Below are 22,329 nucleotides of genomic sequence, written 5' to 3'. Positions count from 1 at the left end.
TATATTCATTTGATTTATTATTTAACCGGGAAACAAAATCTGAGATACATATTTGATTTTTCATAAAACTATTACCGTTTAGACATCTAAATCGCTAGATTTATTGCTAGTTGGCACTCCGTTTTCCGGAGGGGTCAATGTTACTGGTTGAACAGCTTTCCAAACAGTTTGGGGACATGACCGCGGTCGATGCGGTGTCTCTCGTTATTCCAAAGGGCCAGATGGTCGGCGTTATTGGTCGTTCAGGCGCTGGTAAATCCACGCTGCTGCGGATGATCAATCGGCTGACCGATCCAAGCCAGGGGGCAATTGTCTACGAAAATCAGAATGTCACGGCCTTGCGTGGCCGGGAGCTCCGGCTCTGGAGAGCATCCTGTGCAATGATTTTCCAGCAATTCAATCTCATCGAGCGTATGGATGTCCTGACCAATGTCATGGTGGGCCGGATAGCCCGCACTGGCCTCCTGCGTTCGATGACGCGCTCATTTACCGAAGAAGACCGTGTTCGTGCCATAGAAGCACTGGACCGGCTGGATTTGGTTCCTCAAGCCCTGCAGCGCGCAGGGACATTGTCTGGCGGACAGCAGCAAAGAGTTGCGATTGCCAAGGCTCTTGTTCAGAACCCGCGCATCATGCTCGCAGATGAGCCCATCGCCTCGCTCGATCCGGCGAATGCGACACGTGTCATGGATGCGCTTCGGGAAATCAATCGGGCCGATGGTCTTACTGTTCTGGTCAATCTGCACACACTCGACACGGCGCGCGCCTATTGCGACCGCATTATCGCAATGCGAGCTGGACAAGTGCGGTTTGACGGCGCTCCGGAAGCATTGACCAGTGAAAAAGTCAGAGAAATTTACGGTACCGGCGAACTTGCCGCTGACTTCAACGAAGCCGTGACTTCGACGTCGATTTCTTCCGGCTCACATCACCAGAAAATCAAAGCCGTCGGAACCTGAAATCCGCGGAGGTGAAGCATCGCTTTCGCAAACTCGAAACGGCAGATGCCGTGTCAACCGCCGGAAATCCCGGCATCAAAGGAGCCACTACGATGAAGGCCATCTTCGCTGCAGCAGTTTCTGCTGTCGTCCTCGCAGCCTCCCCGGCAATGTCGGAAAGCTGGAAAGATCAGTACAAGACCATCAAGTTCGGCATTCTGTCCGGCGAAAATGAAAAAGACAGGATCGCGCGCTACACCCCGTTCGAAAAGTATCTTGAAAACGAGCTTGGCGTGGAAGTCGAAATCTTCACCGCAGGGTCCTACGACGGGGTGATCCAGGCTATTGCCGCTGACCAGATCGAATTCGCTTTTTTTGGCTCGTCCTCGTATGCGGCAGCCTATACCGAAACCGATAGCGGTGTTGTTCCGCTGGTCTCCCGGCTTCAGAAAGATGGCTCCACAGGCTACTACTCAGTGGTCGCGGTTCGCTGCGACAGCGGCATTGAAACGCTGGAAGACCTGAAAGGCAAAACCCTGGCCTTTGCCGACCCGGATTCCACATCTGGCTACGCCGTTCCCTACTTCAATCTGGCAAAGCAAGGCTTTGACCCGAAAACCTATTTTGGTGCCATCCCATTTTCCGGTGCGCATGAAACTGGGGTCCTGGGCGTCTACAACAAACAGTATGATGCAGCCGCCACCTACATCACCAACGAAACCAATGGCATTCCACAGCGTATGGTCACCAAGGGTATGATTGAAGATGGCTCGATTTGTACCATTTGGAAATCTCCGGAAATCACTTCCGGCCCATTGGCTGCGCGCGCCAATCTGCCCCAAGGCCTGATCGCCGACATGCGCAAGGCGGTCATGGACATTCCGGAAAATGACACTCTGGCTTTCATTGAGATGACCGGTGGAGAAGACTCTACCCAGGAAGGCTGGATTGAAGTCGATCACGATCGCTACCAGTGGATTGTCGATATGCGCGACTGGCTGAAGAAACAGCGTCGTGGCGGCTGATCGTCACGATTGGAGGGGTGTCATGGCACCCCTCCACCCGACAAACCGGACCACTTCGTCATGACCACAGCATCCCCCGCCATTCAGCGGTTCGAGCTTGATTACGCCGCCGCACGCAAGTCGGCCCGACGCCTGAACATGATATCGACAGTGCTTTTCGCACTCTGTTGCATCGTAACTGCCTGGACGGGCGGTTTCTTTGACATGACGGATGTCACACTTGCCAACGGCGACAGAGTGTCGATGTGGAAAATCTGGGCCGGACTACCGCGTCTCGGTGAATATCTCTACAAAACGCTGCCTGTGCTGCATTGGGAAACCCTGTGGGGCGATGTGGGCAATTGGTTCTGGCGCTGGAAAGTTTGGCTCCAATTGCTGATTGAAACCGTGCTGATCGCCTATATGGCGACGCTTCTTGGCGTCGTGGGTGCGTTCCTGCTCAGTTTTCCGGCAAGTCGCAATCTTGCACCAAACAGGATCATTCTTAACATCACCCGCCGTTACTTGGAGATCGTCCGCACAGTTCCTGATCTGGTCTGGGCACTGATTTTCGTTTTCTGCTTCGGCGTCGGCCCACTTGCCGGTGTTCTGGCGATCGGCCTTCACGCAACAGGTGCGCTCGGCAAGCTTTATTCCGAAGCCAACGAAAACGCAGACATGCGAGCAGTTGAAGGCATTAAAGCCTCTGGAGGGTCCTGGTTCGACCAGGTCCGCTACGGCATCGTTCCCCAGGTCATTCCGAACATCATCAGCTACACGCTGCTGCGTTTTGAGATCAATGTGCGCTCCTCCTCAATCATCGGATTTGTCGGAGCGGGCGGTCTGGGTCAGGAGATACGGGTTGCCATGTCGCTTCAGGAATACACCGATCTCTCGGCATTGTTTCTCATCATTTTTACAACAGTGATCGTCATCGACATGTTGAGCGAAAAGATCCGTCACCGGATCATCGGCCTGACCGGAAAAGGGGTTTGATCGTGAGCGACACATCTTCTGGTCTGCGAAGAGCCAGGTCTTTGGTACCTGATGCCTTCGTATCGCCTCGCCGAACCAAACTCTTGCGCATCTTGGGTACATCCGTCTTTGTCTTGCTGACAGGCTGGTGCCTGTGGGCGTTCGATTTCTCGCCCATGCGGTTGGTGGAAGGCGCAACCCGTTTCGGAAGTGTGGCTTCCTTCATGTTCCCCCCTCACGTCTGGCAGAGCTGGACCGAATGGCAGGAGATCCTCAAGGGTCTTGGTGAGACTGTTGCAATGGCCTTCATGGGCACATTGCTTGGAGCCATCATCGCATTTCCACTTGCGTTTCTGGGAGCCAGGAACATCATGCCGGTGTCCTGGTTCCGTCTTGGCATACGGCGCGGCTTTGACGCGCTCAGAGCAGTTGAACAATTGATCCTGGCTCTTGTGTTCATCCGCGCCTTCGGCCTAGGCCCGCTGGCCGGCATTTTGGCGATTGCCGTCTCGGAGATCGGGACGTTCTCAAAACTCTTTGCTGAGGCCATTGAAAACACATCGAAAAAGCCCGTCGATGGGGTGAAAGCCTCCGGCGCTGGTAAGCTTCAGACGGTTCGCTTCGCGGTATTGCCCCAAGCCCTCCCCGTCATCTTGTCGATAATTCTCTATAATTTTGAATCCAACACCCGGTCAGGAACGATCCTCGGCATTGTCGGTGCCGGCGGTATCGGGTTCCTATTGGCAGACAGGATCAGCGCCTATCGTTGGCCCGAGGCCTGGACCATCATCTTCCTGATCGTTTTCATGGTTTACCTGATCGACGGATTTTCAGGCTTCCTGCGCAAACACATCATCGGGAAGGATGACCGAACAAGATCCTGAACCTGCTTGGTCTCGCCCCTACACGCGCCAACCGAGCAACCGTCTTTCCAGAATGCCAATCCCTGCACTGACGATGACGCCAAGCAGCGAAAGAATGACGACACCGACAAAAAGACGCTCAAGATCGTAAAGCGATCCGGCCTCCAGGATGTAAGCACCAATGCCGTATTCAGCACCCAACATTTCAGCGGCAACCAACAATATGATTGCAATTGCAAGACTGATCCTGAGACCGGACAAAATACCGGGCATCGCTCCGGGCAAGACGATCTTGCGAACGATCGACAGCCAGGACAGCCCGAAACTCTGCCCCATGCGAATAAGGGTGCGATCAACATTGTCGACGGCACCATAGGTCGCCACGACGGTCGGCGTGAACGTCCCGAACGCAATCAAGGCGTATTTGGACCCTTCACCTATTCCGAACCAGATGACAAAGAGCGGCAAAAGGGCGATTTTCGGGATTGGAAACAACGCGGCAACCAGTGGCACGAGGCTGGATCGCATAACCGAAAACAACCCGATCAGAACACCAATACAAATGCCCAGCAAGACGCCGAACGCCGCGCCGATCACCAGGCGGCTTAAGGACGGCAAAAGATGTTTGAACAGCAAGCCGCTGGAATAGAGCTCACCAAAGGTTTCCAGAACGTCGGATGGCCGCGGCAACGTCAGCGCGGAAATCCAGCCTGTTCTTGTGCCCCATTCGGCAATTGCGATCAGAAAAACAAAAACCAGCACACCGATCCAGCGACGGTTTTTTGGAGCGAAGCCGCCCCCTCGAAAGGCCACAGGCCGTTTTTCGGCACTGCTAGACCCTTTGGTTTCGTTCAATTGGATCTCAGACATCCATCAGCTCCGCATCCGCGGCCCGCGCTTCTTCACGCATTAGACGCCAGAGATACCTTTGCGGTTCATCGAGCTCCGGGTCACCGAACTCCCGTGCCGGCAAAGGCTTTTCGATTTCAACGATTTCCTGAATTTGCCCCGGCCGCCTGGAGAGAACGACAACCTTGTGCCCAAGACGGACTGCCTCGGCGAGATTATGCGTTACATAAACGGCGGTGAACGGCTGTCGAGACCAAAGGTCAACAAGATCGTCCATCAGGAGCTCGCGCGTTTGACTGTCCAACGCGGAAAGCGGCTCATCCATCAGCATCACCGCTGGATTGACGGCAAGTGCACGTGCAATAGCAACGCGTTGCTTCATGCCCCCTGAAAGTTGCTTGGGCAATGCCTTGGCAAAATCAGTCAGTTTTGTTCGTGCCAGGACATCCTCAATGATCTCGCGTGCCGCCGTGCCTCGAATTCCATGGTCCTCCAGAACAAGCGAAACGTTCCCGGCAACGGAGCGCCAGGGCAACAGTGCGAAGTCCTGAAAGATGTATGTCAACGGATTCAGGCACCCTTCAGGGGCCTGTCCAAGCTGAACAACTCTGCCGGAACGAGGCCTCTCCAGTCCGCCGATGAAACGAAGCAAGGTCGATTTTCCGCAACCGGACGGACCGACAATACAAACGATTTGCCCTGCGGGAATATCGAGAGTGACATCCCGCAGAACTTCAAAGTCATCATAGTGATGGCTTATGCCTTCAAGGCGTATATCCATGAACTGCCCGTATCAAAACCTTGGCTATAGGGATTTCTTCGCTACGACGAACGAATTGGCCCATTAGCCGCCAATGGTTTCGACGTAGGAAGTGTCCACGAGTTGGTCGATCGTGATGTCCTTGTCGACAAGGCCTTCTGACTGGAACCAGCTGAGCTGATCTTGTACCGAAGCGAGATTCAAAGCGGCCCCTTTGTTCAATCGCATCGTTCCATTGATGATGGAGGGAGCAGCCTTTTCCCGCGGACGGTCCGTGTAGACGTATTTATGGATCAGGTCGATCATCTCGTCCTGGCTTGCCGTACCGTCGATCATGGCTGCGGCATAGTCGTCGACACCTCTCGAAAAGCCGGAAAGGAAGTCTTTCGTCAGTGCTTTTTCATTTGCGGCGTTATCCGCGGACGTAAAGACGGTCGTGACCTGGTAGTCAGGCAGATAATCAGAGACGTCGCCAACAATATGCCAGGCACCGGCCTTTGCCAGGGGTTTGGCGATGTGCGGTACGATTGACCAGCCATCAACCTGACCGGATTTCATGGCTCCGATGATCGCACCGACTTTTTGCAACGGTGTAAAGGAGAGCGAAATGCCTTCCTTCTCGGCCATTTTCGCACCCATATAGTGGAATGATGAGCCCGCCTGTGTAACTGCATATTTCTTGCCGTCGAGGTCCTTCAGGCTCTTGGTTCCGGCCTGATAGGCCGCATCGGAGATCAGGAATTTCTGTCCGTCGATGCCCTTTTCTTCACTAAGCGCCCCGCCGATCACCTTGATCGCTCCCTTGTCGGCGAGACTGATCAAGCCACCGGAGATCGCGGTAACCGCATAGTCGACATCGCCCGAGGCAATTGCGACAGCCATTGGCTGCGCTGCCTGGAAGAATTGAAATTCAACGTCCAGCCCCGCGTCGGCAAAATAACCGCGCTCAAAGGCGATAAAGCTGCCGGAGTGAGAGGTGAAGCGCAAAGCGCCAACCTTGATCTTCCTATTTGACGCCAATGCGGGTGCGGATAGTCCAGCAGCCGTTGCCGCGCCGATCAGGCCAAGTGTTTGGCGGCGATTGAATTTGGTCATTTTTGTTTCCTCCCTGGTGTCATTCTTAAGTCGTTTTGAGTGCTGCACGGATATCTTCTTCCAACGTTGTCAGTGCCAATTCATCGTTGCGGGCAAGGATAGCCTCACGCAGTATCTGGTGACGTTTTTCGCGTGCGGCAAAGTCTATTTGTCCCTCCCGCAACAAAGCGAGCAGATATCGCCGCGACTGGTTGTAAAACTTGTTGGCGGTTTCAATCAGGCGGCGGGACCCGCAAGCCGAAAGAAGCGCAGCGGACAAAGCTCTGGAGGCTTCGTCCCAATCCAGAGCGATCGCATCGTTAGGTGTTTCCTGAACAGCAACATCGGCCCGGTGCAAACCGTGGAATGCAGCGACCACTTGCGACTCCCAGGCAACACTTTCGCTTTGCAGAGACCGCTTCAATCCGAGCCGCTCGGTCTCAATCCGCATGAGCAATATGTCTTTTAGATCGTCTTCCGTTGCCGAAGTCACCCGAAATCCGCGCTGATTGGTTGCCTCGACCATTCCTTCTGCGGTCAGGATCCTCAAGGTCTCGCGCATCGAATGGTTTGAGCCGCCGTAGCGCTGTCTCAGCGCTTCGATTTTCAGCTTTTCATCAGGTCGCAGGACACCGAAGGAAATATCTCTCCGGATCGCCGAAGATAACATGGCGACAATTGTCTCATCCGTGCCTCCCCGATCGCCGAAAAGCATTTTATGTCCTGATTTTAAAAATATTGGATATTTATGTGTTTCATCGATTATTTTGTCAATGACGAAGCCGCATGCCGGCGCACCTACCAAACTCGGTTCTCAAACCAGATCCTTCGTGCAGCTGGTCTTAATGCACACGCCGCCCACAAAGCCAGGCGCGCTTTACAAAAGGGTGGCCGTCATGCAACCCAACATGAAGAAGATCTGCCCGCTTTCCTTGAGAAATCTCGCCCCGATCAGGCAACCCGGCGACTTGAGCTGGCGTCTTTGTGACCAGGCGTATCGCGGACGGCAGATCAACTCCAAAGGCCTCGGTTCGTGCCATCATGAATGCACAGTCCAGAAGCGAGCGCGGCACATAATCCGATGCCAGAATATCAACGAGGTTTTCAGCCATGAGATCGCTGACGGCGACATTCCCAGATTGAGACCCGCCTCGAATGACATTCGGCGCACCTCCAACAACATGCATGCCATGTTTTCTTGCCTTGCGCGCAGCGTCCAGCGTGCAGGGAAACTCGGAAATCGAGATCCCTTCGTTGATCGCTTCGTCAATATGTTCAAGTTCGGTGTCGTCGTGACTAAGCAAAGGCAGCTTGTGCGCATGTGCCAAGGCAACGACTTCCGGGCGGACTTTCGCGCTGATCTCGTCTGAAAAGTTCAAGAGCTCCTGAGTAACGCGTTCCGCCTCATGACGCGGCTCGCCGGTGTCTGCCATTCGGCGCTTGATGTAACCGTCGATGTTCTTGCTTTGGCGGCGCCCCGGAAGGTGTTCCATCACCGAAACCATTCGAACAATGTTCTTGCCGATATTTTCTTCGGTTAGACGGGTGGTTTCAGCGTCGGTAATCTCACAGCGAAGATGTACCAGATGCTCCGCCCTCAGCATTCCAGCACTTTGTGCCTTTTCCAGTGCGTCAATCATCGGTGCCAGGATTTCACGCCGTTCCGGGTTCTTGATAGTCGCTCCAACGCACAGACTGTCAAATACGGTGGTGATACCGCTGCCGATGATTTGAGCATCATGCGCCATTGCGGCCCTGAATGGGTCCCAGCGCACATGCGCACGCGGAAAGACATGCTTCTCAAAGTGGTCTGTGTGGATGTCCACGAGACCCGGCACAAGGTAGTCGCCGCCAAGATCTTCGCCAGCCTGAGGGATTGCGCCGGTATCAACAGAAACGATAGCGCCTCCCGACAACGAAACGTGACCTAAGACAACCTCATCACCAAGCACCAGCCTGGCGTTTTTCAGGACAACTATCTCGCTCCCCGACGGAATGCGTTTATCGGCGAATGTCATGAGACCTCCTCTGGGTGCGTCCCGGTGAAAAAGACTGGTTCTTCAATGAACAGGCAGGAATCAAAAGCCTTTTTGAAAAAACGAAACAGCCTTCTACTCCTGTTCCCCGTTGGAATTGTGACAGCCTTCAGACACGAACATGACAATTGGGGAAATGAAACAGAAGGCTGCAACAACAACAACAACAGTGCCGAAGATTTGTCAGCGTACCATCGTCAGTCGGTTCCAATCTGCATAATCGGGCGAACCTTCACGCCGGACCGCGCCTTGGTAACCGTATTCAATCATGTGGACCATAACGCTGATCTCGTCGACCAGAACAACAGCGTAGCTCTCGGGTAAGTCAGATGCGCTCAGATTTCCCTGGTTAGCGAAGTCAGGCCAGCCGGCATGATTGGTCCCTCGCGGAGCGCTGAACGGGACGCCGCACAGAGATCCTGACAGCGGCAAATGGCAATGGCCGTGAAAAATATGCCTGACCTTGTCGCGATGCTTTTTGACCAGTGCTGCAAAGGCCTCGTGATCCTGCAACATTATCTTGTCCATTGGCGCAATGCCGATTGGAACCGGATTATGATGCATGAACAGAAAGACCGGTCCGGAAGCTGCTTTTAGTTGCCCGTCCAGCCAGTCGCGCCGCGTTTCGCAGTAATAGCCTGCATGCGAGCCCGGCCCCCAGGTATCGAGCACAATTCCGGTTCCGAGCGGCAGGTCGAAGACAGACTGGACAAACCCGTTCTCGTCGACCCGTTCAGGAAACACGGACAGAAACACATCTCTCTCATCATGATTTCCGATACATAGTTGCACCGGGACTGAAACACATGACAGCGTCTCTTTGAGCCGGACATAATCTGTGCGGTCTCCCCAGTCTGAAAGATCCCCCGTTATGATAAGCGCATCGGCGTCCAGGTGCTGGGTGAGCGCGTGATCAAGCGCTTTTCTAAAATTTTCGTTGGGGTCCCGGCCACCGATCGTGTTTCCAGGTGTGGTCAAATGAATGTCAGTGAGCTGAATGAGTTTCACTGCGTTCTCCATTGATTAAATGACAAAAAACGCCGCTCGGTTTCGGGCGGCGTTTCCATGAAGCGATGCTTAGTTGCCTTCAGGCAGCAGATCCTTGACCTCTTCAGCCATTTCTTCCTGCAACTCACTCATGTCGTCGAATTCACCCGTCACGACACCTTCAAGACCGTCATAGATCACCTGCGTAATCGCCAGACCGTTGTCGCCCGGATAGGCCTGCCAATCGCGCAGCAACGGCAGTTGGCGTACTGCGGTCTCCTTGTTCGGATTTTCCTTGTAGAAACCCGCAAGGATCACTTCGTTGGCAGCCTTGTTGGGCGGCATATAGCCGGTGGTACGAGCAACTTCAGCAGCGCCCTGACCGGATGTGATGAACTTCAACCACTTCCAGGCTGCCTGCAGCTCATTGGGATCGGTGCTGGTGGACACGAGCATGGCCGCATTCCCGCCTGCTGGCAGACCCTTCGGGCCGGTAGCCTCAAATCCAGGAAACTCGTTGGTCTTCAGCTCAAAGTCACCTTTGGATCTTTCCACGGCACCCAATGCCGACGTAGACCAGTACATCATTCCGATTTCACCGGCCGAAAAAGAGGCAAGCGCTGCTTTCCATTCGATGTTCTGCATGTCGCAGCCACGGAAAAGGGACTTCATTGTTTCGAGCGATTGCAAGCCCTCATCCGATGCGATCTGAAATTCACCGTTGTCCATGGTCGGTTTGTCCTGCGACCACATCAACGCCTGCAGGAACCAGTTGCCGGTGATGTTCCAACCCCAAAACATTGGATTTTTGACACCGGCTTCGCGCAGCTTGCCGCAAGTCGCGACAACTTCCTCCCAGGTCTTGGGCAGCTGCTCAGCGGATGTAATCCCTGCCTTGGCCATCACATCCATGTTGTAGTAGCCGACCGGCAGCGAGACCGAAAACGGCAGACCATGCACGTTGCCGTCAAAGGTACCGAGCTTGAGCATCGCGTCGTGATAACCGTCCTTGGCAAAGTCTTCCTCGGCCTCGATGAAAGGCTCCAGTGACTTGGCGATCCCTTTTTCAACGAGGATTGCCTGCCGGTTTAGACCCTGCATCGTGACGTCCGGCAACGTGTCTGCAACGGCTTCACGCAGGATCGTATTGGTGCCGTCTTCATAAGACTCGTAGGAAGCGCGAATTTTGACTTCAATATTGGGATACTTCTCGTTGAAAAGCGGAAGGATCTTTTCGTATGTCACGTCGAACAGATGCGAATAGGGATACGCAAATTCGATCGTGATTTTTTCGTCTTGAGCCTGCGCCGAACTTGCGGCCAGCACAAAAGCAATTGCAGTGAGACACTTTTTCATGAAATTCTCCGTGGTGTTGCCACGGGTGCGGCTTGGTCGCCAAACTGTCCGCACCCGGTTTATCCCTCAAGGGATCTGGTAACGGGGCCGCTGCTCCGCGGTGGCCCCGCCTGGTATTCAAGTGACTGTTTCCTACTTCATCCCGCTCAAAGTGATGCCTTCGATGAAGCGGCGCTGAGCAATCAGGAAAGCCAAGATCAACGGCGTGACGATAATTGTGGCAGTCGCCATCATCGGCCCGAAATTGTCGCCGTCGGCGTCACCTTTGAATTCACGCAGACCGAGCGGTGGCGTGAACAGACTGCGGTCCCCGGTAATGACGATGCGCGGCCAGAAATAGTCGTTCCAATGCGCCACCACCGAGAAAATCGCGAAGGCCAGGAGCGCAGGGACAGCTGTAGGCAGCATCACGTTCCAGATGATGGAAAATTCACTCATTCCGTCCATGCGCGCTGCGTCAATCAAGTCATCAGGAACGGTCATGAAGAACTGGCGCATCAGGAAGATGCCAAAGACCGAGATGGTCCAGGGAATGATCAGTGCCGCATAGGAATTGGTTAGTCCCAGCTTCGCCAACATGATGTAGAGCGGCAAAGCGATGGCATGAACCGGGATAAGAAGGCAGAAAAGCACCAGTCCGAAAACCGCTTCCCGCCCCCAAAAACGCAGTTTCGCAAGCGCATAGGCACAGGGCAGCGCAACCAGAACCTGAATAAAGAAGATTGATGCGGTGACGACAATCCCGTTGAAGAGATACCGGAGAAGTGGGGCCTTCTCAAAAGCGGTCGTGTAATTGTAGATGACCGGCGTCACCATGCAGTCGGCAACGGCGTTGCCAAGCTTGATGCAATAGTCATCGCGGAAGAGATCCTGCGACCCGAAAAAACCGCCGGTATTTTGCATGATCTCGGCAGGACTTTTGAGGCTGTAACTCACCATCACGTAGAAAGGCAGCAAAACGATCAGGCTGCCCAGGATCAAGACCGCGTGTTTCAATGCTTCACCGGAAGACAAACGGTAAGTTGTTGCACTGAAAGCCGAATTTGCCGCGTGTGCTGTCTCGCTCATGTGTAGTGCACCCTTCTTTCCACGAGCCAACGCTGGAGTACCGTCAAAAACATGACAAATGCCAGGAACACGACGGTGATCGCTGCCCCAATACCCATCAGGTTTTGCTGGATGGCCTTTTCATAGATTGCGAACATCATCACGTAGACGGATTTCGATGGTCCCCCGCCCTGCGGGTAAAACGCCTCGACAGTGTCAAACACCTGGAACGAACGGATGAAGGATATCGTGACGACAAATACCGTTGTCGGCCCCAGCATCGGCCAGGTCACCAGGCGAAACCTGTCCCAGGCCGATCGCGCGCCATCCATTTCCGCCGCATGATAAAGCTCGCGTGGAACCGAGGTCAGGCCGGCAAGGTAAAGCACCATGTTGAAGCCGAAGCCCTGCCAGACGCCGATAAAGGCAACCGTCCAGATGGCGTAATCCCGATCTGTGAGCCACAACGGAAAACCACGCTCGCAGCCGCGCGCGAACCAGCTCCAGGCTTCAAGCAAAGATCCGCATCCGCGCTCAAGCGTGGCATTGACTATGCCAATCGTCGGATGGAATGCGAATTCCCAGACAATTGCCATGGCAATCAGAGCTGCCATTACCGGCAGAAAATAAACAGTCTTGTAGAAGTCGCCAAAGCGCCCGACTGAGTTGATGAGCAATGCCGCGCCCAACCCCAAACCGACTGACAAGGGCACCACAACAAAGACGTAGCGAAAAGTGGCCCCGAACATCTTTTCGTAGGTGGAGCGAGTGAAAATCTTCTCGTAGTTTTCCAACCCGACGAAGTCCGCACCGGGATTGCCCAGACTGTAGCTGGTAAAACTCAAGGCACCGGCCACCAGAATGGGTAACAGCAGAATGACGACCATCAAGAACAAGGCCGGTCCGACAAACCAAAAATGCGCCTTGCTGGTTTGCATCACGCAACCTCCGCCACGTGTGAGGTGGTTGCCGCCAGGTCGAGGCGTTTTCCGTTTTTGCCAAAAACCATTGCACAACCGTCCAATCGTCTGACATGCAGTTCGTCGCCGATAGAAATGGCGTTGCCTTCGTTCGGCTGAACCCTGGCCACCAGACGGTAAGCCCCATCAAGCACGGACATGTGGAGGTAAATATCCGCGCCAAGATTTTCGCGGTGAACCACTCTGCCGCTCAGGGATTCTGCGTCTCCCCTCTTGCAAACTGACAGATGCTCTGGCCTCAGGCCTATTGTCACCGAGCCGACCACACCGTTCTCGGCCCCCCTTGCAAGAACCATATCTCCGCAACGGGCGTGACCGGCATCATCCAGAGTGCCCGGCAGGAGATTGATTTTTGGCGCCCCGACAAACTCGGCGACGCGAATGTCCTGCGGATTGTTGTAGATCTCGTCCGGCGCTCCGAGCTGCAGGATCTTGCCGTCCATCATCACCGCCATCCGGTCCGACATGGTCAATGCTTCGGCCTGGTCGTGAGTGACATAGACAAAGGTGGTTTTGAGAGATCGATGCAATTCGGCTAGCTCAGAGCGCATGTGAATGCGCAACGCAGCATCGAGGTTTGAAAGAGGCTCGTCCATCAGGAACGCCGCCGGTTTGCGCACCATTGCCCGGCCGAGTGCCGCCCGCTGGCGCTGACCTCCGGAAAGTTGTCCCGGCTTTCTGTCGAGCAAATGATCGATCTTCAGAACCTTTGCAGTTTCCCGCACCTGTTCCAAGATCGCCCCATATGATCTGCGGGCGATCAAGGGCCCAACAACAGGCATACGTTTCAACGCCGAAAGATCCCGCAACTTGAGCGGCGTCATCATGTTCTGCGCCACCGTCAGATGCGGGTAGAGTGCATAGGACTGGAAGACCATCGCCAGGTTCCGGTTGGCCGGTCGAACGCCATTGACCGGCTTTCCGCCAATTTTCACGATCCCGGTTGTCGGGGCTTCGAGCCCGGCAATGATGCGAAGAAGCGTGGACTTGCCGCAGCCGGACGGGCCGACAAGCGTCAGAAACTCGCCGTCCGCAATGTCAAGATTGATACCTTCGAGGACCTTCGTGTCGCCAAAGCTTTTCTCAATCGCCGATAAGGAGATCGCCGTCATTTAAGTGCTCCCGTTTCCAAGGAGACACTAGTGAGGCCGATTGAAGTGTCTGTGACGTAATATTAGCGTCGCTAATGCGGGTTACGGTTTGGCAAAGTCATCTTTACGGAACTGTCATGACAGCCTCGCCAAGCCCTTATCAGATCAAGGCCTTTACCTTCGCTGCCCGTGAGCGAAGCATCTCCAATGCGGCAGAGGCACTCGGTGTCACGCAATCGTCAGTCACCCAACATATTTCCAAGTTGGAAATGCTTATGGGAACGCAGCTTTTCATACGCCGCAGAAGCGGACTTGAACTCACAAGGGCCGGAAGAGAGCTCTTTGCGGTGTCGGACCGCCTTGCGACCATGGAGCAGCTCGTCAGTGAGAAGATAAGCGACTACAGCGCCCTCACCGACGGACACATCCGCCTGATCGCCAACGCTCCGCGCCCCGCAATGCCTATCATTGCCCAATATGGAAGGCTCCATCCCAAAGTTCAGATCGATTTCACGCTCTACAACTGGACGACGGCCATGACTCTGCTGGGTGAACGGCAAGTCGACATCGCCATCGTTACAGAGCCTGACGAAGGCCAGTCTATTGTAACCCACGAATTACGGCGTTCCAGATATATGGCCCACATACAGAAAGACCATCCTTTGGCCGGTCGCCAAAAAATCTCGCTCGCTGATCTTCAGCGCGAGACTTTGGTTTTGCCCGAAGACGGCTCCCTCACGCAGAAGATCACCCGCTCAAAACTGCGCGACCATGGCCTGGAGTTCCCCAGGATATTGCGCACGACAACCTTTCCAATGGTGAAGGAGGCGATCCTTCATGGGCTCGGCATCGGGCTGCTTTTAGAGAAAAGCCTTTATCCTTCCGAGTATATTGTCGCCGTTCCGGTAGAAGAGATGCCGGAAGAATACCGCGACTGTCTTGCCATTCCGGCAGACAAGCGTGAGCTCAGACTCATTCAAAGCTTCCTCGACGCCGCGATCGAAGTACGAGCCAGCAACATGATCTGACGGTCCACGCCAGACCGAAAGAAACCACCCGACACTTCCCTAAAGTACGGCATCCAAATTGCTCTGCGGGGTCTCCTGATTCGAGACTCTGGAGCTTCGTTTTGCGAAAAATTACGGCTCAATTTTGAGTACGCAGTGACCGCCTCATGGGAAGAGGCGTCGAAATTATAGTTAACCCAGCGTTAATTTTGGCGTTAAAATGGCAGTTAAGCACAATTTCGTTGCACATTGGCAACACTGGCAACTATTAGTATTGGCAGGGTTGCAACAGTCCTTTGGAATGTATGCAACGTATAATAATGTGCTGACATCTTTAATTTAGTGGCGTCGTGGGCAATGCGTATTATTCCGGCACTCTTGATGAGTGTGTGCTTGGTAGATTTTTCGTTCGCTGCCGACCTCCGGCAAGTCGTTCAGGAGGCGGTTTCGACCAGCCCTGACGTGCTTGAGAGCGCGGCGAACAGACGTGCTCGAAATTTCGAATACCGCAGATCGCAGGGAGCGTTCTTGCCGACAGTCGGCGTTTCTGCCGAACTTGGACCGGAAAGACTGGACCGCCCCAATTCATTCACCGCGAATGAAAACGACGAGTGGCGATTTTCCAAAGAGTTCACGGTAACAGTCGAGCAGCTGATTTTTGACGGACTGACCTCTGTAAATGAAGTCTACCGCCAAAGCGCACGCGTCGATGGAGCAGCCCTGCGCGTCATGGAGCGCTCAGAAGCAACCGCTCTTGATGCTGTAGAATCTTACGTAGACGTTCTGCGCCACACCGCGATCCTTTCAAAGGCTCGCATGAATGTTGCAAAACATCGCCGCATCTACTCCGATGTTCAGCAACGCTTTGAAGGTGGGGAAACTGGCGCTGCCGATCTCTCGCAGGCAAGAGAACGTGTTGCAGCAGCTGAAGTGATCGTCAGTGAAGTTCGCAAGTCTCTGCTCGATACCGTCGCCAAATATGAACGCGTCGTTGGCAAGAAACCTGCCTCTCTTGCACCGGTCAAGCCGGCGAGCCTGCCACCCGGTTCCGTAACCCGGCTGGTTGACAGCGCAGTTCAGACGCACCCCACTGTTCGTGCAGCGATTGCCGACGCGGATGCGGCCAAATACGAATACGAGTCCACCAAGGGCAATTTCCTTCCCGAAATCTCTCTTCGCGGTCAAGCGACCGTAGGCGATGACATTGGCGGGATTGAGGGGCGCAACAACGAATACTCCGGTAAGGTTGTTTTCTCCTGGAACATCTTCAACGGCGGCCGTGACGCTGCTTTGACCAATGAATACGGTGAACGTCTTACTGAAACCCAGATCCGGGTGGATCGTGTCCGCCGGGAGCTCAAAGAAGGCATAGAACGCTCCTACGCCTCTGTAAGCACAACCACGGAACGCATTAAGGCCTTGCGCGAACAGCTTGCAGCCAACCGTCAGGTGGTTGAAGGGTATCGCCAGGAATACGATATCGGCCAAAGGACTCTGCTTGATGTCCTGAACGCTGAGAACGCACTCTTCAACAGTGAAATAGAGTTGATTTCCGCCCGCGCGATCTACGCTTTCTCGACGTATCAACTGCGTGCCACGACGGGTGACCTCTTGGCCTATTTGAGTGTGTCGCCTCCTCCGGAAGCAATCGATGGTCAGCGCGACAACAGGTCGATTTTCCCGCAGAATGCTAACTTCGGTATCGAGCCATTACGTAAATTCTAACACTTGTCGGGCAGATTTTGTTTGCCGGGTCCCGGCGAACAACAATGCATCTAAGTGCACCGCGTTTGCGTCAACTCGCTGTCAGCGAGCTATCGCCTGCTTGAATGTCAGGCGATACTAACGACATATGCGGTGACAAAGCCAACGAGCCAGTGCCCGATATGCTGCAGCAAGACACCGACCAGAAGACCCCGGAAGCGGTCTCACAGTCTCCGAAAAAGCCAGACCAGCTTGCCGAGGCCCTGAAGTATATTGCGCGCGTCCACGGTTATCATGTCACAGATTCTGTGATCTGGAACGGGCTGCCAAAAACGCAAGACACTCTTTCAATTGGCATTTTAAGCCGAGCCGCTGCGAATTGCGGCCTCAAGATCTTGCCCGACAAAAAAGATCTGGACGCTATTCCGCTGGCCGCCCTGCCCTGCATTGTGGCAACCAAACACTCAGAAATGCTGGTCCTGACGGCCGTCGATTTTGAACGCGGCACCGTTGAGCTTGCATCTGCTGAATACGCAACAGGAACCCTGCGCCGGTCACTGGATGATTTTTTGAACGACTACAGCGGGTACGCAATTTTCGTTCAGCCGTCTGTCGATAAAACCGGTGTAAGCGAACGCGCGCTTGGTGGACAGGGACATTGGTTCTGGAGCACGATTTCGTCCTACTGGCGTGACTATGCTCATGTCGCGCTTGCGGCGCTGCTCATCAATCTCCTGGCTCTCGCCTCACCGCTCTTCACAATGAACGTCTATGACCGCGTCGTTCCGAATTTTGCAATCCCCACGCTTTGGGCGTTGGCCATCGGCGTTATTCTCACCCTCATATTCGACTTCATTTTGAAAGTCGCACGGGGACAGATCATCAATGTCGCCGGCAAACAGGCCGACAATGAATTGGCAAGCAAAGTCTTCGCCCACGCGCTTGCCATTGATTTTGAAAAAAGACCCGTCAGCTCAGGTCAATTCGCAAACCACATTCGTGAATTCGAAACCGTCAGGGAATTCATCACGTCTTCCTCGCTGGTGTCGATCATCGACGTGTTCTTCATCGGCATCTTTGTTGCCGTGCTGTTCTTGCTTGTTGGTCCAATCGCGATCGTTCCCTTGATCGCAATTCCCATCGTTCTGGGCATCAGCCTTCTGGTGCAGGCTCCTTTGTCCGGTGCAATTGAGAAATCTCACAATGAGAGCGCAATAAGGCATTCAATCCTGGTGGAAAGCATTGCGAACCTTGATACGGTGCGGGCTCTCAATGCAGAGGGCCGCATGCAGACCAAGTGGGAGCGATCCGTCGCTGCCAGCAGCGCCGCCATCATGACAGGCCGTTTCTGGGCACTGATTGCGCAGTCCGGTACGGGTCTTGTGCAAGCGTCCGTGTCAATCGGTATCATTGTCTGGGGCGTCTATCTCATTTCCAGCGGCGACATCACAATGGGTGCTCTGATCGCAGCCATGATGCTTTCGGGCCGTGTTCTGGCGCCGCTCGCCAATGTCGCCAACACCTTGACCCGTCTGAGACAGACCATGCATTCGTTCAAGATCCTGAACGAAATCATGCAGACCGAGACGGAACGCAAGCCCGGCAGAACCTATATTAACAAACGCATCGCCTCAGGTTCAGTTGAATTCAAAGGCGTCAGCTTCCGCTATCCGGAAGCAGAAGACGACAGCCTGAAAAACATCTCTTTCAAAATTGCGCCAGGTGAAACCGTCGGATTGATCGGTCGGGTCGGCTCCGGAAAGAGCACGATCGGGCGCCTAACTTCCGGGCTCTATTATCCCTCCAACGGTGCGGTACTGATAGACGGCACCGATACCCGGCAGTTCGATCCCGCGGATCTGAGGTCCAATGTCGGCTTCCTTTCACAGGACAATGTGCTTTTCAGTGGCACGGTCCGCGAGAATATCAGCGCAGGAGACCCGTTTGCAGATGACGATGCGCTGATCCAGGCCGCCAGAACCGCCGGCGTTGAAGAATTTGTTGCGCAGAACCCGCTCGGCTACGACCTCCAGGTTGGAGAAGGCGGCAGGTTCTTGTCTGGCGGGCAAAAACAGGCCGTCGCATTGGCGAGAATTCTTTTGCGCAAACCACGGGTATTGTTTCTGGATGAACCCTCCAGTCATCTGGATCTCGCATCGGAGCGCCGGTTGATCGCACGTCTCAACGAGAACAAAAGCGCCGACACAACCGTGATCATCAGCACGCATCGCATGAGCCTTGTCGAACTGACGGATCGTCTGATTACGCTTGACTACGGCAAACTAGCGCTGGATGGGCCCCGCCAGGATGTCTTGAAGAAACTTCAGGAGCTGGGAGCCGTGAACAATCAGAACACGCGGGGGACAGTATAATGGCCTCCGGCGATTGGAACTACGCAAACGATATTCGGGACATCATCCAGACACGTCCACCAAGATATACGACCAATGTCATTCGCATCGGTCTGGTGCTTTTCGTGGTCGCGCTTCTCTGGGCCTATTTCGCCTCGATTGAAGAGGTCACAAGAGGCGATGGCCGTGTCATCCCCTCCAGACAGATCCAGGTCGTGCAGGCGCCGGACACCGGCATCGTGGAGAAGATATTTGTCCGCGAAGGCGACATCGTTGAACAGGGGCAGGCGCTGATTGAAATAGACGATACGACATTCTCCTCTCAACTTGGCGAAATCAGACAACGCCGATGGGCCCTGATGGCGCGCATTGCCAGACTTGACTCAGAAGCGGACCAGCTTCCGCTGGAGTTCCCTGAACTCCTGACCAAGGCGGTTCCGGAACTGATTGAGGAAGAAGAGAACGTCTACCGCGACAAGAAGATAAGCCTGGACAACGAACTGAGCGTTTTGCGCAATCAGGCTTCGCAGAAAGAGCAAGAATATCAGGAACTGTTGGCAACGGAAACCAAGCTGGATTCCGTAATCGAGATCCTCAAGCGGGAAGTTGAAATCAACCAACGGCTTTTTGAGCGCAAGGTGCTTCCCGAAATTGAGTTCCTGCGCCTTCAGCGGCAATTGAAGGAAAGCGAAGGCGAACTCGCCGTCACCAAGGCATCCGTGCAGCGCGCCCTTGCCGCCAAGGAAGAAGCCAAGGAGCGCTCACGCAACGCGACCTCGACATTCGTATCGGAGGCGCGCCAGCAGCTGGCAGAGGCGCGTGGTGAGCTCGCGGTGATCAACGAAAGCATGAAAGGCGCTGCCGATCGCGTGCGCCGGACGGAACTTGTCTCCCCTGTCAAAGGCATTGTGAACAAGCTGAACATCACGACAATCGGTGCAGTCGTGCAACCGGCTGCAGATCTGGTGGAAATTGTTCCCCTAGAAGACACGCTTTTAATTGAAGCGCAGATCCGCCCGAAAGACGTTGCATTTTTACATCCTGGCCAGAAGGCTCAGGTCAAGATCACCGCTTACGATTTCTCAGTTTATGGCGGACTTGAGGGATTCCTGGAACGTATCAGTGCAGATACCACGGAAGATGAAGAAGGTAATCGCTTCTTCCGGGTTATGATTAGAACAGATAAAAATTATCTTGGTTCAGATACTGATCCTTTACCAATAATACCAGGAATGGTGGCATCCATAGATATATTAACCGGTGAGAAAACGGTTCTGGATTACATCTTAAAGCCGATCAAAAAGGTACGGGACGAAGCACTCAGGGAGCGCTGACGTCTCGACATATAACGAGGCGATCGGCAGATGGAACAGAGTGCAACCGCGTCGGCAGTGCCGGCAGCGAACAGGAAAGTTGTGCCCAAAACCTGGCAAGCGCTCATATGCGCAATTGCTCTGCAAACGGCTGGTTCTGCCGCGAAAGCGGAAGAGACACTGCCGGGCGTTGACGATGTTCAGGTCATTCTTCAAGCATCCCTGCTTGATACGGCACGTGCATCGGCAAAACCCGCCGCATTGCATTTCTCACCGATTTCAACGACACCGACGGCAAAGCCAGTCGAGTTGCAGAAAGTGCGAATTGGCCCTCTCGCCAAGCCGCAGGTTTCAGCATCGGCTGTAAAGACTTCGGCTGTGACAGTCCAAAAACCCCTTAAACGCACGGCCTTGAAACCGACGCGCCTGTTCGGGTCTCTTGGAAAGTCAGTTGCGCTCAGTCCTGTTAGCAAACGTTGGCAGCGCGCCCTGGGGGAGCTGAACGCCGATCAAAAAGGAACTGCCGGCAGCCGTCACAGTTTTCGCACCTATACCGCCATCCTGGATCAGGTGAAATCCAAGCGCCGCGGCCTGCAGATCCCGAAGGTGAACTACATGGTCAATCGGCTCCTTGCTTATCGCGAGGACCACAGGCTGTGGAAGGCAGGCGAATACTGGGCCAGCCCCGTTGAAAGTCTGAACAAACGTGCGGGCGATTGCGAGGATTACGCAATCCTGAAATACGCCCTGCTGCGAGACCTCGGCGTAAAGGACGAAGACATGCGTGTCGTCGTTCTGCGCGATACGGCTGCACGACAATATCATGCTGTTCTGTCAGTCAAGCATGAGGGCAAATGGCTCATTCTCGACAACCGGTTCTCGCGTGTGCGCTTTGAACGTGATCTCCCGCATTATCAAGCGCTCTACTCGGTCAATGCTGCCGGTGAATGGTCACACAATCCGAAGGCCGGTAAGCCTGTCCGCCTTGCGGCAAGATTGAAATCGGCAAACAAATAGGATCCTTCTTCGGTCGGCGTAGAGCTGCCGGATCCATGGGAAACCCTGCTGGCTCAAGCGATTTGCTCTCCCCAAACCCGGGGAGAGCGTGATATAGCCAGTTTATGGTAGACCAAATCAAAAGCACCGCGATTCGAAAGCCGTCCAAGCTTTCGTCCGCCCTTTGCCTAGGCATTGGCGGCTGCCTTGTTGGTGCGCTGATTGCCGGCAGTGGCGTCTACCTGGCCGCTTCTCAGGAAAAACAGGTTTCCCGGCAAATAACCGCTCTTCAAGCCGAACGCAGCCAGCTACTGGAGGCGCTCAGCGAAGCAAGGCTCACAGCCCCTCGCCTCCGGTTGGAAGAACTGGCGTCTTTGCCGCTGCTTTCTGAATATCTCGAGATTGCAAAAGAACAGCCGGATAGCCTGGATGCCCGGGACTTGAAGGACTATCTTCAAACCGTTCTGGATGCCGCCGGTGAAGAGACAGGCTTCGGTCGAATTACCCTGGAGTCCTCTGACGGCGACGAACTGCTTGTTTCTGAAAGCTTTGCTGCCGGTTCGGAGATTGCGGCAACACCTAAGCTGGAAGCCGCTGTCCCCGGATTTGACGACCCGGAAACAACAATCGGCCGCATCGCCGGCTACCTTCCGGAAAATACCCTGAACATCCTGCTTCCGGACAGTACAAACGGTACCGACGTCACAGCCAGCACGCCGTCTGAAACCGATGGCCTTGCGAACCAGCTCGGCGCGCCAAACACAACACGCATCTTTGCAATTATTGCAGGCCTCGCGACAATCTTGCTAAGCCTATTCGGAGCAGTGCTTCTTCGAAAAAACCAAAGAAGTACGTCCGCTTAAAAAGCTCCACACAACGAAACATCTTTGAAAAGCCCGAAGCGTTTTCGCTCGCGCGAACGCAGACCATTGATGATTCTTAGGAAACAAAAAGGCGGACCAAATGGCCCGCCTTTTTTCAAAGATCGTAGTTCGGAT

At 54.4% G+C, this 22,329-nt stretch carries 20 protein-coding genes; 10 read left to right on the top strand and 10 right to left on the bottom strand.

The window, feature by feature from the left end; all coding sequences use genetic code 11:
- Positions 1–137: 137 nt before the first annotated feature.
- From phnC to phnE (FIV00_RS13810), 4 genes are all read left to right on the top strand, one after another.
- Positions 138–959 carry a phosphonate ABC transporter ATP-binding protein gene (gene phnC, locus FIV00_RS13825; RefSeq protein WP_152501296.1) on the top strand — a complete coding sequence of 274 codons (822 nt, stop codon included), beginning with the start codon at positions 138–140 and terminating at the stop codon, positions 957–959.
- 92 nt (positions 960–1,051) lie between these two features.
- Positions 1,052–1,963, top strand: a complete 912-nt coding sequence (phnD, locus tag FIV00_RS13820) for a phosphonate ABC transporter substrate-binding protein (RefSeq protein WP_152501295.1) — start codon at positions 1,052–1,054, stop codon at positions 1,961–1,963.
- Positions 1,964–2,023: 60 nt separating this feature from the next.
- Positions 2,024–2,938 (top strand): phosphonate ABC transporter, permease protein PhnE, encoded by a 915-nt coding sequence (gene phnE, locus FIV00_RS13815; RefSeq protein ID WP_152501294.1) that lies wholly within the window; start codon positions 2,024–2,026, stop codon positions 2,936–2,938.
- Positions 2,939–2,940: 2 nt separating this feature from the next.
- A complete protein-coding gene (gene phnE / locus FIV00_RS13810) occupies positions 2,941–3,801 on the top strand; it encodes a phosphonate ABC transporter, permease protein PhnE (RefSeq protein ID WP_152501293.1) in 861 nt (286 codons plus the stop codon).
- Positions 3,802–3,819: 18 nt separating this feature from the next.
- Here the strand turns inward: phnE (FIV00_RS13810) and FIV00_RS13805 are convergent, their stop codons facing one another.
- From FIV00_RS13805 to FIV00_RS13760, 10 genes are all read right to left on the bottom strand, one after another.
- On the bottom strand, positions 3,820–4,650 hold the full coding sequence (locus FIV00_RS13805) for an ABC transporter permease (RefSeq protein WP_152501292.1): 831 nt from the start codon (positions 4,648–4,650) through the stop codon (positions 3,820–3,822).
- The gene (locus FIV00_RS13800) at positions 4,643–5,410 is read right to left on the bottom strand and encodes an ABC transporter ATP-binding protein (RefSeq protein WP_152501291.1); all 768 of its coding nucleotides are present in this window, start codon (positions 5,408–5,410) and stop codon (positions 4,643–4,645) included. The genes FIV00_RS13805 and FIV00_RS13800 overlap by 8 nt, the downstream gene beginning before the upstream one ends.
- Positions 5,411–5,473: 63 nt before the next feature.
- Complete coding sequence (locus FIV00_RS13795) at positions 5,474–6,484, bottom strand: ABC transporter substrate-binding protein (protein WP_152501290.1); 1,011 nt, start codon at positions 6,482–6,484, stop codon at positions 5,474–5,476.
- A gap of 25 nt (positions 6,485–6,509) precedes the next feature.
- Positions 6,510–7,178 (bottom strand): GntR family transcriptional regulator, encoded by a 669-nt coding sequence (locus tag FIV00_RS13790; protein ID WP_152501289.1) that lies wholly within the window; start codon positions 7,176–7,178, stop codon positions 6,510–6,512.
- A gap of 127 nt (positions 7,179–7,305) precedes the next feature.
- Positions 7,306–8,481 (bottom strand): alpha-D-ribose 1-methylphosphonate 5-triphosphate diphosphatase, encoded by a 1,176-nt coding sequence (locus FIV00_RS13785; RefSeq protein WP_152501288.1) that lies wholly within the window; start codon positions 8,479–8,481, stop codon positions 7,306–7,308.
- A gap of 201 nt (positions 8,482–8,682) precedes the next feature.
- On the bottom strand, positions 8,683–9,507 hold the full coding sequence (locus tag FIV00_RS13780) for a phosphodiesterase (protein ID WP_152501287.1): 825 nt from the start codon (positions 9,505–9,507) through the stop codon (positions 8,683–8,685).
- 69 nt (positions 9,508–9,576) lie between these two features.
- Positions 9,577–10,842, bottom strand: coding sequence for an extracellular solute-binding protein (locus FIV00_RS13775; RefSeq protein WP_152501286.1), 1,266 nt, complete (start codon positions 10,840–10,842; stop codon positions 9,577–9,579).
- Positions 10,843–10,974: 132 nt separating this feature from the next.
- Positions 10,975–11,910, bottom strand: a complete 936-nt coding sequence (locus tag FIV00_RS13770; RefSeq protein ID WP_152501285.1) for a carbohydrate ABC transporter permease — start codon at positions 11,908–11,910, stop codon at positions 10,975–10,977.
- The gene (locus tag FIV00_RS13765) at positions 11,907–12,827 is read right to left on the bottom strand and encodes a carbohydrate ABC transporter permease (RefSeq protein WP_152501284.1); all 921 of its coding nucleotides are present in this window, start codon (positions 12,825–12,827) and stop codon (positions 11,907–11,909) included. Before FIV00_RS13765 ends, FIV00_RS13770 begins: the two co-directional genes overlap by 4 nt.
- Positions 12,827–13,981, bottom strand: coding sequence for an ABC transporter ATP-binding protein (locus FIV00_RS13760; RefSeq protein WP_152501283.1), 1,155 nt, complete (start codon positions 13,979–13,981; stop codon positions 12,827–12,829). Before FIV00_RS13760 ends, FIV00_RS13765 begins: the two co-directional genes overlap by 1 nt.
- Before the next feature lie 116 nt (positions 13,982–14,097).
- Between FIV00_RS13760 and FIV00_RS13755 the strand changes: the two genes are divergently transcribed.
- The 6 genes from FIV00_RS13755 to FIV00_RS13730 all read left to right on the top strand — a co-directional run bounded on the left by FIV00_RS13755 (position 14,098) and on the right by FIV00_RS13730 (position 22,194).
- Positions 14,098–14,988, top strand: coding sequence for a LysR family transcriptional regulator (locus tag FIV00_RS13755; protein WP_173005987.1), 891 nt, complete (start codon positions 14,098–14,100; stop codon positions 14,986–14,988).
- 336 nt (positions 14,989–15,324) lie between these two features.
- Positions 15,325–16,692 carry a TolC family outer membrane protein gene (locus FIV00_RS13750; protein WP_152501281.1) on the top strand — a complete coding sequence of 456 codons (1,368 nt, stop codon included), beginning with the start codon at positions 15,325–15,327 and terminating at the stop codon, positions 16,690–16,692.
- Positions 16,693–16,796: 104 nt separating this feature from the next.
- Positions 16,797–19,043, top strand: coding sequence for a type I secretion system permease/ATPase (locus tag FIV00_RS13745; RefSeq protein ID WP_209006926.1), 2,247 nt, complete (start codon positions 16,797–16,799; stop codon positions 19,041–19,043).
- Complete coding sequence (locus FIV00_RS13740; protein ID WP_152501280.1) at positions 19,043–20,356, top strand: HlyD family type I secretion periplasmic adaptor subunit; 1,314 nt, start codon at positions 19,043–19,045, stop codon at positions 20,354–20,356. The genes FIV00_RS13745 and FIV00_RS13740 overlap by 1 nt, the downstream gene beginning before the upstream one ends.
- A gap of 30 nt (positions 20,357–20,386) precedes the next feature.
- The gene (locus FIV00_RS13735; RefSeq protein ID WP_152501279.1) at positions 20,387–21,352 is read left to right on the top strand and encodes a transglutaminase-like cysteine peptidase; all 966 of its coding nucleotides are present in this window, start codon (positions 20,387–20,389) and stop codon (positions 21,350–21,352) included.
- 104 nt (positions 21,353–21,456) lie between these two features.
- The gene (locus FIV00_RS13730; RefSeq protein WP_152501278.1) at positions 21,457–22,194 is read left to right on the top strand and encodes a hypothetical protein; all 738 of its coding nucleotides are present in this window, start codon (positions 21,457–21,459) and stop codon (positions 22,192–22,194) included.
- Positions 22,195–22,329: the final 135 nt, after the last annotated feature.

Origin of the sequence: Labrenzia sp. THAF82 (assembly GCF_009363435.1) — a bacterium.
GTDB classification, from domain to species: domain Bacteria; phylum Pseudomonadota; class Alphaproteobacteria; order Rhizobiales; family Stappiaceae; genus Roseibium; species Roseibium porphyridii.
This window is presented reverse-complemented; position numbering and strand designations above follow the sequence as displayed.